The organism is Natronospirillum sp. (genome assembly GCF_022565775.1).
Classification (GTDB): Bacteria; Pseudomonadota; Gammaproteobacteria; order Pseudomonadales; family Natronospirillaceae; genus Natronospirillum.
In genome coordinates this window covers 1-13315 of the sequence record NZ_JAIUMC010000086.1, presented here as the reverse complement: position 1 = coordinate 13315, position 13315 = coordinate 1, and the positions used below count along the sequence as shown (strand labels likewise).

Annotated in this window: 17 protein-coding genes; 7 read left to right on the top strand and 10 right to left on the bottom strand. The window is 56.3% G+C overall.

The window, feature by feature from the left end; genetic code table 11:
* Together LAT62_RS13370 and yciH are read left to right on the top strand one after the other, a co-directional pair.
* Positions 1-270: HigA family addiction module antitoxin (locus LAT62_RS13370; protein WP_293384821.1), on the top strand; the 270-nt coding region annotated here is incomplete at its 5' end.
* A 256-nt stretch (positions 271-526) separates the two neighbouring features.
* On the top strand, positions 527-853 hold the full coding sequence (gene yciH, locus LAT62_RS13365; RefSeq protein WP_293384818.1) for a stress response translation initiation inhibitor YciH: 327 nt from the start codon (positions 527-529) through the stop codon (positions 851-853).
* Positions 854-874: 21 nt separating this feature from the next.
* Here the strand turns inward: yciH and LAT62_RS13360 are convergent, their stop codons facing one another.
* Both LAT62_RS13360 and LAT62_RS13355 read right to left on the bottom strand, forming a co-directional pair.
* The gene (locus tag LAT62_RS13360) at positions 875-1132 is read right to left on the bottom strand and encodes a DUF3081 family protein (protein ID WP_293384815.1); all 258 of its coding nucleotides are present in this window, start codon (positions 1130-1132) and stop codon (positions 875-877) included.
* A 128-nt stretch (positions 1133-1260) separates the two neighbouring features.
* On the bottom strand, positions 1261-2451 hold the full coding sequence (locus tag LAT62_RS13355) for an MFS transporter (protein WP_293384812.1): 1191 nt from the start codon (positions 2449-2451) through the stop codon (positions 1261-1263).
* Between the two features lie 183 nt (positions 2452-2634).
* On the opposite strand from LAT62_RS13355, the gene yghU reads away from it, so the two are divergent.
* Positions 2635-3462, top strand: a complete 828-nt coding sequence (gene yghU / locus LAT62_RS13350) for a glutathione-dependent disulfide-bond oxidoreductase (protein WP_293384809.1) — start codon at positions 2635-2637, stop codon at positions 3460-3462.
* Positions 3463-3609: 147 nt separating this feature from the next.
* On the opposite strand, the gene LAT62_RS13345 is transcribed toward yghU, so the two are convergent.
* The 5 genes from LAT62_RS13345 to LAT62_RS13325 all read right to left on the bottom strand — a co-directional run bounded on the left by LAT62_RS13345 (position 3610) and on the right by LAT62_RS13325 (position 6231).
* The gene (locus LAT62_RS13345; RefSeq protein WP_293384806.1) at positions 3610-4746 is read right to left on the bottom strand and encodes a Fic family protein; all 1137 of its coding nucleotides are present in this window, start codon (positions 4744-4746) and stop codon (positions 3610-3612) included.
* 281 nt (positions 4747-5027) lie between these two features.
* Complete coding sequence (locus LAT62_RS13340) at positions 5028-5408, bottom strand: type II toxin-antitoxin system VapC family toxin (RefSeq protein WP_293384803.1); 381 nt, start codon at positions 5406-5408, stop codon at positions 5028-5030.
* Positions 5405-5611 (bottom strand): AbrB/MazE/SpoVT family DNA-binding domain-containing protein, encoded by a 207-nt coding sequence (locus LAT62_RS13335; protein WP_293384800.1) that lies wholly within the window; start codon positions 5609-5611, stop codon positions 5405-5407. Before LAT62_RS13335 ends, LAT62_RS13340 begins: the two co-directional genes overlap by 4 nt.
* Before the next feature lie 64 nt (positions 5612-5675).
* Positions 5676-5960, bottom strand: a complete 285-nt coding sequence (locus tag LAT62_RS13330) for a BrnA antitoxin family protein (protein WP_293384797.1) — start codon at positions 5958-5960, stop codon at positions 5676-5678.
* Complete coding sequence (locus LAT62_RS13325; protein ID WP_293384794.1) at positions 5947-6231, bottom strand: BrnT family toxin; 285 nt, start codon at positions 6229-6231, stop codon at positions 5947-5949. Before LAT62_RS13325 ends, LAT62_RS13330 begins: the two co-directional genes overlap by 14 nt.
* A gap of 274 nt (positions 6232-6505) precedes the next feature.
* Here LAT62_RS13325 and LAT62_RS13320 point away from each other — a divergent pair, with 274 nt between their 5' ends.
* Both LAT62_RS13320 and LAT62_RS13315 read left to right on the top strand, forming a co-directional pair.
* Positions 6506-7111, top strand: a complete 606-nt coding sequence (locus tag LAT62_RS13320; RefSeq protein WP_293384791.1) for a DUF6088 family protein — start codon at positions 6506-6508, stop codon at positions 7109-7111.
* Positions 7104-8111, top strand: coding sequence for a nucleotidyl transferase AbiEii/AbiGii toxin family protein (locus tag LAT62_RS13315; protein ID WP_293384788.1), 1008 nt, complete (start codon positions 7104-7106; stop codon positions 8109-8111). The genes LAT62_RS13320 and LAT62_RS13315 overlap by 8 nt, the downstream gene beginning before the upstream one ends.
* Here LAT62_RS13315 and LAT62_RS13310 read toward each other — a convergent pair whose 3' ends face one another.
* Positions 8112-8729, bottom strand: a complete 618-nt coding sequence (locus LAT62_RS13310) for a PolC-type DNA polymerase III (protein WP_293384786.1) — start codon at positions 8727-8729, stop codon at positions 8112-8114.
* Between the two features lie 151 nt (positions 8730-8880).
* On the opposite strand from LAT62_RS13310, the gene LAT62_RS13305 reads away from it, so the two are divergent.
* Positions 8881-9198, top strand: coding sequence for a hypothetical protein (locus tag LAT62_RS13305; protein ID WP_293384783.1), 318 nt, complete (start codon positions 8881-8883; stop codon positions 9196-9198).
* A gap of 47 nt (positions 9199-9245) precedes the next feature.
* Here LAT62_RS13305 and LAT62_RS13300 read toward each other — a convergent pair whose 3' ends face one another.
* Together LAT62_RS13300 and LAT62_RS13295 are read right to left on the bottom strand one after the other, a co-directional pair.
* Positions 9246-9755, bottom strand: a complete 510-nt coding sequence (locus LAT62_RS13300; RefSeq protein ID WP_293384780.1) for a CIA30 family protein — start codon at positions 9753-9755, stop codon at positions 9246-9248.
* A 53-nt stretch (positions 9756-9808) separates the two neighbouring features.
* Positions 9809-11506 carry a methyltransferase domain-containing protein gene (locus tag LAT62_RS13295; protein ID WP_293384777.1) on the bottom strand — a complete coding sequence of 566 codons (1698 nt, stop codon included), beginning with the start codon at positions 11504-11506 and terminating at the stop codon, positions 9809-9811.
* A gap of 224 nt (positions 11507-11730) precedes the next feature.
* On the opposite strand from LAT62_RS13295, the gene LAT62_RS13290 reads away from it, so the two are divergent.
* Positions 11731-13293, top strand: coding sequence for a DEAD/DEAH box helicase family protein (locus tag LAT62_RS13290; protein ID WP_293384774.1), 1563 nt, complete (start codon positions 11731-11733; stop codon positions 13291-13293).
* Positions 13294-13315: the final 22 nt, after the last annotated feature.

The following is a 13315-nucleotide window of genomic DNA, read 5'->3' as shown; positions in this document are numbered from 1 at the left end:
CCCCCTCACCCTGGCGAGGTGATTCGCGAGCTTTGTCTGGAACCTTTGGGCCTGTCGGTCACCGAGGCGGCAGAGGCTCTGGGTATCAGCCGTAAAACTCTGAGTGCCATTCTCAATGGGCGGGCGGGCATCAGCCCTGAAATGGCGATTCGGCTGTCCATTGCCTTTGATACAACGGCCGAGAGTTGGCTGACACAGCAGTTTCAGTATGAGTTGTGGCATGCGGAGCAACGCCGCAAGGATCTGAAAGTCAGAAAGCTGGTGGCTTGACGTTCCGATGGCATGGCCTTTGGCCCAAGTCGCTCCCGCGCATCCATGCGCCCGCGACATTAGTGCATCCCTGCACGCCAGCGCGACTCACGTCGCTGGCCTACAAATGAAACGCTGCATATGTAGGCCAGGGGCGTAAACCCCGAGCGCGGCCAAGGCCGGCGCCTACAACAGTGGCACCATATGTAGGCGCTGGCTTGGCGGCGTCAACCGCCTGATGCAAAATGGCCATTAGAATTTGAATCAGGAGCCCTCCGTGAGCAAGAACAGCAAGCTGGTCTATTCCACTGAAACCGGGCGTGTGCGTGATGACGGCAAAGCTGCGCCGGAGGCGCCGTCGGGTGATGGTGTCGTGCGCCTGAAACGGGAGACCAAGGGCCGCAAAGGTGCCGGTGTGACGCTGATCACGGGTGTACCGCTGGCCGGTGACGAGCTGAAAGCCCTGGCCAAGGAACTCAAGAAGAAAGCCGGCGTTGGTGGCAGTATCAAGGACGGGGTGATCGAGATTCAGGGCGATCAGCGCGATCTGCTGTTACCCATGCTGGAGAAGAAGGGCTGGACGGTGAAAAAAGCCGGCGGCTGAGCACCGATGGTCGTCCGCTCTTTACCCGTGCTTCTTGATCAACTTTTCCACGCGGCTCAAAAAGTGCTTCGTCGCCCGGTTACTTGGGGTATCAAAGGCAATGGAGTGGTGAAACATCACAGTTACGCTTACCGTGCCGTCTGTTAACTGCACCGTATAGCCATCTATGGCTGAGGTGGCCGTGAGGCCATCCAGGCTGAAGCCTTCCTCGGCCTTCTCGCCCTTGTCGGTGATGATCTGAAAGGCCAGCAGCGCCGTTCTCGAGTCGAGTTTTTCCATGAGGTGCCTCCGGGGGCGCGTTGGGTGCTGACAAGAGCATAGCAAAATCGGCGTGCAAACGACGGCCAAGCGCGGCCAAGGCCGGCGCCTAAAATTGAGGCGCCACACAATCAATCGCGCAGGCAGGATTACACCGTCGAAGCGGCTTGCTCGGGCGGGCGGCGGGCGGCCCACAAAGCCACCAGACCCAGCAGGATCATCGGCGGCAGCGTAAACCACAGCAACGCATCCCAACCCATCTGGAAGATCAGCCAACCGGCGCTGAGTGTCGCCAGCGCCTGGGTGCCGAATACCAGAAAGTCGTTCAACCCCTGCAACCGGAACCGCTCACTGCCGACATACACCCGGCCCAGCAAAGTAGTGCCAGACACAAAGAGAAAGTTCCAGCCCACGCCCAGCAGAATCAGGCTCACCGTGTAGTGCATCGCACCCCGGCCCGCCAAACCGGCGACAATCATCAGCAGATAGATGACCAGCCCTGCTACCAGCAAGCGCATCGGCCCGAAACGCTGAATCAGCCAGGCGGTGGCCAGTGAGGGCAGGAACATGGCCAGAATATGCGCCTGAATCGCCGTCTTCGTGACACCCATGCTGTGGTGATCCATTTCGTGCATGCTCACCGGCGCCGCCGTCATGACCAGGCTCATGATGCTGTAGGAGATGGCCCCGGCCAACAGCGCCAACCAGAGCAGAGGCAGGCGCAGCAACACCGGCCAGGGGCGACCGGGGTCATCCGCTGTGGCCTGCACCATGGGCTGGTTGCGAAACCCGAAGACAATCAACAAGGTGCCCACACTCAGCAATCCGGCCAGAATCAGGAAAGACCCCTGGTAGCGCATGCCAAGCAGATTCTCCCCCAGCGCGCCGGCTTCCGGGCCGACAATGGCGGCAACCACACCCCCCAGCAGCAGATAGGACACCGCCTGGCCCTGGCGATCGGCAGACACGCTCTCCATGGCGGCAAACCGATACTGATTAACGAAGGCCATGTGAAAACCAAAGCAGAGACTGGCCACCAGCACCAACCAGAAGTTCTCCGTCATCACAGCGACACTGCCCACAAAGGCACCACTGATAGCCACCAGATTGCCGGTCAGAAAGCCGGCCTTGCGACCCCAACGCTGCATCAGGAAAGACGCCGGCAAGGTACTGAATGCCGTGCCGACAACCAGCGCTGCCACCGGCAACGTGGCCCATTGCGGGTTGGGCGCGAGGTGGGCACCAATGATGCCGCCAATAAGAATCATCATCGGCATGGCAGTCATGGAAAACGCCTGCATGCCAATCAGAACCCAGAGATTATTGCGTGTTTCAGTCATCAACCTTTCCTTGGAACTATTGCCGAGCCTGCAGATCATACCCTGCGGCAGGTGCGAAGCACAGAGACGTGAATCAACGCTGGACTTCCACCAACCGTGCTGCTCTTCTTGCAATTCCGGCAAGCCGATCTACTTTGACAGTGCCACGTATATTACCCCAATCAAGCCATGGAGCATTTCCGCATGCCGAAGTCGACATCCGATTACACACCACCCCGCGTCTGGACCATGGACGAAGAAAACGGTGGCCAGTTCGCCAGCATCAACAAGCCCACCGCCGGCGCCCAGTTCGACAAGGAACTGCCGCGGGGCAAGCACCCGCTGCAACTGTATTCGCTGGCCACGCCCAATGGCGTGAAGGTCACCGTGATGCTGGAAGAACTGCTGGCGGCCGGCCACAGCGGCGCCGAATACGACGCCTACCCGATCAAGATTCAGGACGGCGACCAGTTCGGCAGCGGCTTTGTTGCCCTGAACCCGAACTCCAAGATCCCCGCCCTGCTGGACACCAGCGTGCAACCTGAGCAACGGGTATTCGAGTCGGGCAACATCCTGCTGTATCTGGCCGAGAAGTTCGGCGCCTTCCTGCCCACCGACCTGGCCGGGCGCACCGAAACGCTCTCGTGGCTGTTCTGGCAGATGGGCAGTGCGCCCTATCTGGGCGGCGGCTTCGGGCACTTCTACGCTTATGCACCGGAATACTTCGAATACCCCATCAACCGGTTCACGATGGAAGTGAAGCGCCAACTCGATGTGCTGGACAAGCAACTGGCCGAGCACGAATTCATCGCCGGTGCCGACTACACCATTGCCGACATGGCCATCTGGCCCTGGTACGGCAATCTGGCGCTGGGGCGCCAGTACAATGCGGGCGAGTTCCTCGACGTCGAGAGCTACACCCACGTGCAGCGCTGGGCCAAACAGATCGACCAGCGCCCGGCTGTGATCGAGGGGAAGAAGATCAACCGCACCTGGGGTGAACCGCACGAGCAGAAGCCCGAGCGGCATTGAGTACAGAGAGACGTTGCATCACATTTTTATGCGCGTAAAACCGGAGAGGGCAAACACCAGCGCTGAAATCCACCTCATCCGGCAGATCGAAGTCATCCGGTGCTTTACGTTCTTCAGGTGTTTTTAAAATGCAGTTTTGATAGAAGGTCAGGTTCGGAACAAGTTCAAATACTCGTCAAATACATACAGACGATTGCGGCTCTGACCTGTAACTTCGACCAGTACCCCATGTCGAACCAGGTCTGATATCAGGGCGGCGGCAGTATTGGTAGCGACATCAATCTGTTGCGCCGCCCAGCGCACATCAATCACTGGTTGAGCGTAAAGGTGACGCACCAGGCCATGCGCACTTGCCTGACGACGGGTGCTGAAACGCGGCAACACATCTCTCTCGATACGCTGCTTCAACTCAATAATGGCGCGGAAGACAGACGCAGACGCAGTTGCGGTTTCTTCTACGCCAATAAGGAAAAAGAGCAGCCACTCCCGAAGATGATTGCCCTCGCGCACGGCCATCAGGTGATCAATATAGGCCGTCTTGTTGCGCTCAAAGTAATCTGACAAATACAGCGCCGGCTTGTGAAGAAGGCCCTCTGATGCCAGATACAGGGAGATCATCAGGCGGCCCAGACGGCCGTTGCCATCCAGAAACGGGTGAATCGTTTCGAACTGATAATGTGCAATGGCGATGCGCACCAGCGGGGGCAGCAAGATGTCATCGGCATGCAGGAACTTTTCCAGATCGCTCACCAGATCCAGCACATGGTCATGATGGGGTGGCACAAAGGCGGCATGCTTCAGACTGACACCGATCCAGTTCTGGCTGGTTCGAAATTCACCCGGCAGTTTGTGCTCACCTCTTACGCCCTGCATCAACTCCGCATGAGTCTGTCTGAGCAAACGAACGGACAAAGGCAAGTTGGCGAGGGATTCAATGGCAAAGTTGATCGCCCGAATATAGTTTTGCACCTCTGTCCAATCATCACGCTCTTCAGGCTTCAAATCATCGAGTCCCTTGAAGGCATCCTCAATATTCGTTCGTGTACCCTCAATGCGGCTTGACTGGGTGGCCTCCTTCGCAACATGCATGCGAATGAAAAAGTCGATGTCAGGAATCAACTGACTGAAAGCATTCAGCTCGCCTAGCGCCCGGTCGGCACGCCCCAGCACATCCAGCACTTTCGGATCAGAAATGACCCATTCATGATGCACATGCCGAGGCAGAAAAGCCTTGTACTGGTAGCGCTGTTCATAGTGGCCAGCAATGAAGTCCGAGATGTCCATATGTCAGAAAGGCTCTACTAGTTGAGATTGGAGGCTATCTTATGTCAGATGTTTGCATGAGTCCATCATTATGTCAGAAAACACTGACTTTCTGACATTGCCAGTCTCACTATATCAACTTGGCAAAAAAGAAAGACTTTTGATTTTGCTGCGCAACCAGCAGCACAAAAAACATCTTGAGCAGGCTCGAACATGAGACAGGCGAGACGCTAGCCAAGGACGCTACCCCCGCTCTTCGGGCCCGGAGAAATCCACAATCATCGTCATCCGTTAGATCGAATTCATCCAGTGCTCTTGGATACATATCTGACATCTGGCAGACCCTGAAAATCATTGTCCTGAGTCCAGATAACTGCGGCATGTTGCCGTGCGGTGGCGAAAATAATGCTGTCAGCCAGCGGCAGTTTATGCTGCAGGCCCAGTCTCGCTGCGTTCATGGCCAGCTCCGAACCCAGCGGAATAACTCGGCCCTGCTCCATATGCGCGGTAACGATCAGAGCCGCCTCCTCACCGCGTTGGTGCAGTACCACCTTGAACACTTCCGTGACAGTGATGCTCGGCACCAGCAACTCGGAAACATTTTCTATCGGCTCGGCGAATACCTGAGCATTGTCATCGTTGGCGAAATACGACAGCCAGGCTGACGAATCAACAACATTCATACCCGGTCTTCATCCCGTACAACAGTCGTGTCCAGGCCTTCAAGGAAACCCCTCATCTCCGTCATGGGTTTCAGGGGTATCAGTTCAATTCTTCCCTGATAGGACAGAACCTGCACTTTCTGGCCGGCCACAATACCCATGGACTCTCGAATGTCCTTGGGGATGACGATCTGGAACTTGGGTGAAACAGTCACTTCAGTCATGGCATCACCGATCGATAACGTATTCGTATTACGATACGCCTATCGATCAGATCGATCAAGATAGCTACTGCGTACCCTTGTCCTCGCCTTTCTGAGCACCATAGCCCTTGGCCGACTCATGCACTGAGTGCTTCACATACTCGCGCAGCAGAGAGTTGATCAGCGTCTGGTAACCCACGTGCTCTTCCGCCGCCTTCTTTTTCAGAAACAGCAGCACATCATTGTCGATCCGAATCGTGGTGCTGACCTTGCGCGGTTTGTAGAAACGCCCGCGCACAGCGCCGCTGAAATCCACCTCATCCGGCAGATCGAAGTCATCCAGTGCCTTGCGCTCTTCAGGTGTCTTCATAGTACTGTCGCTCGCGAGCTGTGGCCCGCCTGGCTGAAATGATACGAATAACCTCCTCCCCATCCTCATTGAAGAAAAGGTTGGCCACTACCAGCAATCGCCCCAGATCGCTGTTACCCAACGTAATCCACCGCTCCTCGAAATAGCTGAATCGGTGGTCGAGCAGCGCAATGTGCAGCGGATCATTGAACACGCTCTGCGCTTCCTCGAAACTCACGCCATGCTTGTCCAGGTTGGCGCGACTCTTGGCTTCATCCCATTCAAAGAGCATTGCTCGCTTCCCAGCTCAATGTAATAACAATGTTATTACATATGCCATCAATTGTCATGCCCGGTAAGATAACGAGGCAGCCAGCCCGGAAACTCAACTAGCGATGCGGGGCGTAAGTTGGAGAAATCGGAGCAGAGAAGGTGGAAAAATCGGATAAATTTACAACAAATGCAGATACTTACGAGGACATCATCGTTACATTGAGCTTCTGAAAAGTCTTGCTAATTGTCAGAAAAATTGCTAGTTTTTCTGACACTAACGGGAGGTTTGAGTAATGTCTGTGGCTGAAAGCATCAAACAGCGGGTATTGAGAATGCAACGGGGTGAGCCGTTCACCAACACCCGCTTCCTCAAGCTCGGCTCGCGCTCCGCCGTCGACAAGGCACTCTCTCGCCTGGTCGAGGAAGGCGTCATCCAGCGCGTCGCACGCGGGGTGTTCATGCGTCCGAAGAAAAGCCGCTTCATCGGTAACGTGATGCCTGACGTGTCCCGCGTCATCAAGGTGATCGCCAAAGATCACGGCGAGACCTTGCAGGTCCATGGCGCGGAAGCTGCACGCCGCTTCAAACTCAGCACCCAAATGCCCACCACCCCGGTGTACTACACGAGTGGTCCGAGCCGGGAGATCCGTGTCGGCAACCTCAAGGTCAAACTGATACACACGACCAGTCATCGGAAGCTGCAGCATGCCGGCAAGAAGCCGGGGCTGGCACTCTCGGCTCTCTGGTACCTGGGCAAGGACAACATCAATACGGAGGTGGTTCGTCGCATCCGGGAAGGGTTGAGCTCGGAGGAGTTCGAGACGTTGCGCACCTCCAGAATGCCGGCCTGGATGGCCAGCACGATCGATAATTACACCCAGGGAGCGGCCCATGGCTGAATCCTACCTGGAATTGCCAGAATCCGATCAGAAAGACATCCTCCAGGCGGCGGCTGCGGAACTGGGTCGGCAAGCGGCAGTGTTGGAAAAGGACATCTGGGTCTGCTGGACATTGCAGACCCTTTTCTCCATGCCCGATGCCCACCCCATGGCCTTCAAGGGTGGCACCTCTCTGTCCAAAGTTTACAACGCCATTGATCGCTTTTCCGAAGATGTCGATATCACACTCGACTACCGGCACTTCGAGGCTGACTTCGACCCCTTTGCCGAGGGCATCAGCAATACCAAGATCAGGAAGTTCAGCAATCGCCTCAAGGACTACGTCAAGGATTACGCCAATGACACGGTCATTCCACTCCTCCGTGCGAAACTGGATAAGTTGCCCACGGCTGGACATCACACCATTAAGATCGACCAGAGCGGGGAAAAGATCTGGGTCAGCTTCCCCTCCGTGACGGAGGAAGCCGACGAATACCTCAAGAGCCATGTCCTCATCGAATTGGGTGGGCGCAATGTCATCGATCCGAACGAGCGCCATACGATTTCACCTTATGTAGCTACAATGACGGCCGAGCTCGATTACCCCACCAGCGAAGTCGTGGTGCTCTCACCGGAGCGCACCTTCTGGGAAAAAGCAACCTTGATCCACGTCGAATGCAACCGCGGCCAGTTGAAGGAGAATGCCGACCGACTTTCCCGGCATTGGTACGACCTCGTGATGCTGAGCCGGCACGCCTCCGGTCAGGCTGCCGTCCGGAATCGCGATCTGTTCGAGGACGTCGTCTGCCACAAAAAAGTGTTTTTCAAGGCGAGCCATGCCAACTACGACGCCTGTCTCGTAAGCCACCTGCAATTGCTCCCAGGGGAGGAAACCCTCGACGAGCTTCGGGCCGACTACGAGAAGATGATCGGAGCCGGCATGATGTACCAGACACCGCCCACCTTCGACGAGATCGTGGAGTCGATCCGTATGCTTGAGCAGGACATCAACACCTGGTGATCAGCCACGGCCACCCACGTAAGCGCTCACACACCGATCAAGCTGGTGCTTGCCGGCTTTCTGCAGCGCCAGCAACAATTCCAGCTCCACATCAGCTAGGCCAAACCGCTCACAGATGGCCTGGTTCAGGTTGATCAACAAGTGCGCCGTACACTCGGCATCCGCCAAGGCCCGGTGGAAGGTGCCGGAACTGGGCAACCCCAGCGCATGCACCAACGTCGCCAGCTTGTGATTCGGTGCCTGCGGAAACAGCCGCCGCGCCAGCAGAAGCGAACAGACGAACGCATTCTGCGCCGGGTGGCCCAGCAAATCTGTCTCATGCGCCCAGAACTTCCTGTCGAACGCCGCGTTGTGGCACACAATGGGGCAAGCCCCCACAAACGCCGCCACCTCCGACATCACCGTGGCCACCGGCGGCGCCTGACGCACCATCTCGTTGGTGATGCCGGTAAACTGCTGGATGTCATACGGCACCGGCACACCGGCATTCATCAGGCTCTGATAGTGATCCACAATCTCGCCGCCACGCACCAGCACAGCGGCGATTTCTGTCGGGCGCGCACCGTGGGCCGGTGACAGTCCGGTGGTTTCAAAATCGATGACGGCGTAGGTGGTCATTGAATGCGTATCCAGAGTTCGGGAAAGCCGAGCACCCACATGTTACATGAGCGTATCAAGCGCGCACGAATCCTCGAATTGAAATAGCCCGTGGCGAAAAAAGCATATTTCAGGTTAACTGAGCACAAACAGGACTATTCGGGATGACGCCATGACCGTCGAAAACAACAGGCTACTGCTGGAGATCGAAAAACGTCGCCGGGACATCAACCGTGAAATCATGAACCCCCAGATTCCGGAGCTCAGCCTCGAAGACCTCGACCCCGTACTCAAACTGGCCGCCCGAGCACGCCTGGCTTATGTGCAGGAACTGATGGACATCGCCAGCATGGTTGGAGAGGCTGGCCCCTCCATCGAACAAATCGAGCAATTACGCAATCTGCGCATAACCTATGAAGAGACCCGCAGTGCCGTCAATGCCCTCGAAACACTGATCCAGCGGGATTATCTCGACGTGAAGAGGCGATAATCAAGAAGCGTCTCAAAGACGACGGTATGACTCCGGGTACAGAGCCTTCATTGCATCCGCTCCGTGACCGCGTCAATACCGCGCAGCTGCAGCGCAAAGGCTCCCGCCTGGCGACCCGAAATGTACAGACTCAGCGAAGCAATGCGAGCCGGATCCAGCGGCGGCGCATCCGGTCGCTTGCGCCCGCGCAGCGAAGCCTCGAAACCGCTGAACGGCAACAGCATCTGATGCCAAACGCCCGCTTCAGTGGCAAAGGCCTGCTGGTAGACCGGCGCCGACCGGTCCCAGCTCATGCGCAACCCGAGCTTGTAGGCCTTGCCGTCACCGCAGGCGTTCAGCATCAGACCGGAAAACCCCGAAAGATCCAGCGTGGGCACATCACACTTCACCGACGCAAAACCACCGCCATTCTCCAGCCTCACCGTACCGTGAAACAGGCTGGTATCGCCTTCCAGAGGCTCCATCACACCCTGCGAACAGCCGCCCATGACGCGGTCCCCGACTGGAATCCAGGTCAGGTCTTCACCCCTGTAACCAAAACGGGCCAATGCAATCATCTATGGTTTAATCCCTGTTTGCGGTTTCCAATTTGCAGATGGGTCTGAACGCATCAACCCAAACCTATCCACTCGGCCAGTTGCTGGTTCATTTTAAGACGCAACCGCTGCTGAAGCATGCCTTCAAAGACGCTCTCGATGGTTCTCTCCTGCTGCGGCTTGATGTGCAATAGCGGCAGAGCTGCCTCGGCCTCACTGAAAAACTGAGTCTCCCGGTCGCTGCCGATCAAGGCATCATCCCACCACTGCAGGATTTGCGGGCGCGCCTCCGCCATCAAGGATTGGGCCGGGAGTTTTTCCGCCTTGGCGCTGTTGGCCCTCTCGGTACTGGGCAGCAGATTCCAAAGGTCATTGTTGCTCCACCGCGACCAAGGGAAGCAATGATCGACTGCGTACTTGTCCGGCTTGAGCGCGGTGTTGCTCCAGACACAATGCACCGGCCGCCGGTTGCCCAGCCGGTCATTCACCAGGTCGCGGATGAGGCGCGTATCGCGCCGATCTTCATGCCATTGCAGGGCCTGCCAGTAAACGCTGTGGTCATAACGCACCTCATAGCCCTGCATCAGTTCCGCCCACTCGTTAACGATGGCAGGCTCCAGCCAGCAGGCGTATCGACTCATGCAGTCCCACAGAAAGCGCGGCACATAAAAGCTGCCAAACCTGGCGAGTGTCTCCCGATCCAGCCGCGCCGGCGAGCCGCCTACCCTGAAGCTGCTCACTTCAGCCGCGAATACCGGATTGCTGGTGCCGGGCCAGGTTGTGTAGTTCACCGGCATGCGCACGATGTTGGCAGCCGCCGTCTTGATTGCACGCAGCACGGTTGGCGCTGCCTCGGCGCTCAACCCACGGCCGATTCGAAGATCATAGGCGGACACCAGCTTGTCCAGCGCATAGAAGTCCACCTTGGCAAACCCGTAGCCACCCTGCCCCGGCGCCTGGCGCAGTTGATGGCGATTCAACAGCGGCAGATACAGCTTGATCCAGTATAGGGCAACCGCCCCCAGGGGTAGCTCGACCCAGTCATCCGTGCGCTTGAGAACGATACCCGGCACCCCGTCGGCCATGCGAATCAGTGCACGCAGCAACCCCAGCTTGTAGGTGGAAGACTTGTTGTCGTTCACGATGATATGACGCAACAACGGCAAGGCACCGGTGCCATCGTCCGGCAAGCGGAAGACCAGCGTTTCCCACCAGACCTCCGAACGCCCGAGACGGTCCAAATGCTCGCCATTGTGCACGGTCACCAAAGCCCGATTCCGGGCCCATTGCTCCAGTGCCTGACCATCGACCGGGTAGAACTGGCGATCACCGGAGTCCGGGCCGTGGCGCAATGTGATGACCAGCGTACCGCCAGGTGCCAGCAGTTCGGAGAGAATACGAAAGGCCCGTTCCTGCTGCGTGGGCGGCACATGCATCCAGACCGCCGATACCAGAATCAGGTCAAACCGATAGGACAAAGAGCGAACCAGAGACAGTTCCGGCAACTGATCACCAAGCCATTGCACCTCTCGGTCCCGCGTGGCCGCTTCACCAAGCCGCCTCAACTCCGCAGCTGGCTCCACGGCCAGCACATGCCAACCCCGGTCGGCCAACGCCATGGCATCACGACCACTGCCGGCACCCAGATCCAGCGCAAATCCGGAACGCTCCGGCAGATGGCTCAGCCAACTGCCATGCACATCCTCGAAGCGCAGAGACTGATACTGGTCGAAGAAGGCTTCTGCTCGGTCGTTGTAGGGATTGGTTGGCATGGGGTACTCGGTTAGTTGCAGTAGCAACGATGAAAATTCTTCGGAGCCTTATCATCAACAGTCAGGCTCTTCCATTTGTACAACAATTGCCAACTGACCCCAAGGGTATTGCCTAATATTGGAGGCACTGTTCTATCGCGAGCAAAATACGACGTGCTAACCTGGTAGAAGACACTTTGCAATAACCAACGCCTTTACCTGGCAGACAGGGGAATGTTTAGAAAATGCCCAAGGATGAACTCCCGAAGGGGCTCTATGACTTGCTAACCACTGAATGGTCATATCAGCAGCTCGAAAACACACCCTATCAGGCTCACAGAGAGCCGCTTGGCAACGAACAAAGTCACCGCCAGTTGGCAGACACCTTAGCGGATCGAATGTCGCAGCTACTAGCTCTATTGCCTGGAGATGAGCAGAACAGTCGAATACATCAGCAAGCTAGGTTGATAAACGACTTGTTGATATTTGTTAGAAGCCGTCTCAATGAGTTGGGTAAAGAGGTTGAGGTGGATTTACTGCGTGAGCCACCGGACCGATTGTTAGCGCTTACTGACCCAAATCTTCAACCGAAGTTGCCCGAGATCGGACTGTCCCAACCTTGGCTATTTACAGCTGGAAAAGATTCTCCTGCCCTTCTTCATGAACTGACTGCTGAGCTCTCCAACTGCAATCAAGTCGATATCCTAGTGAGTTTCATCACAGTTTCCGGGGTCCGAAAAATAATTGACGTCCTACGCAGGCTCACCGCAACTGACGCACAGGGAGATCAGCTTGCAAAGATCAGGGTGTTAACGACTACCTATGTAGGCGCTACTGAGCAAAAGGCGTTGGATATGCTTGCAGAGCTACCGAACTGTGAGGTTCGTATTTCACTGGATGGGCGACGCACGCGCTTGCACGCAAAAGCCTGGATTTTTGGTCGCGATTCAGGTTTTGGTTCTGCCTATGTAGGCAGCGCCAACCTTTCCGGGGCGGCGCTTATGGGAGGATTGGAATGGACGGTCAAGTTCACGGAAACCGGTCAAACTACCTTATACAATCGTGCTAAAGCCCATTTTGAAACACTTTGGGAAGACAATGAATTTCAAACCTATGACCACAATAATATCGAGCATCAGCGGGTTTTACGCAGCGCCTTGCAGCGAGAGTCCGGTAAATCCAATCCGATAGCGAACCCCACCTTTTTCGAGTTGCAACCTAAAGCTTTTCAGGAAGACATACTCGAACAACTTGAGGCAGAGCGCCTGCACGGGCGCTACCGCAACCTACTTGTCGCCGCTACAGGAACCGGCAAGACAGTAATGGCTGCATTCGATTATCGAGCTTTGGCACGTAAAGAGGGTGGTCATCCCCGGTTACTGTTTGTTGCTCACAGAATCGAAATCCTACAACAAGCAATTGCAACGTACCGCCAGGTTCTGAGAGCCCCAAACTTTGGATCGCTATTATCGGGTCACCATGAAGCCGACGAATACCAACATTTGTTTGCCACCATTCAAAGTGTTCATAGCAAAGGCCTTCTCAAACACCTGGGCCCGGATTATTGGCGTGTGGTGGTGGTTGACGAGTGCCATCATATTGAAGCACAGCAGTTCGAAAGATTCGTTTCTGCAATTCAACCGGAGATATTGTTGGGCCTAACAGCTACGCCCGAAAGGCGAGACGGGCGGGACATTCTGCGCCACTTTGAAAACCGCCCAGACGGGACGCCTGCTGTACAACTCCGTCTCTGGCACGCTCTGGATCTGCAGTTGCTAGTGTCCTGCACGGTTAATATAGATATGTAATCATGATATGGTGTAGGTCCAT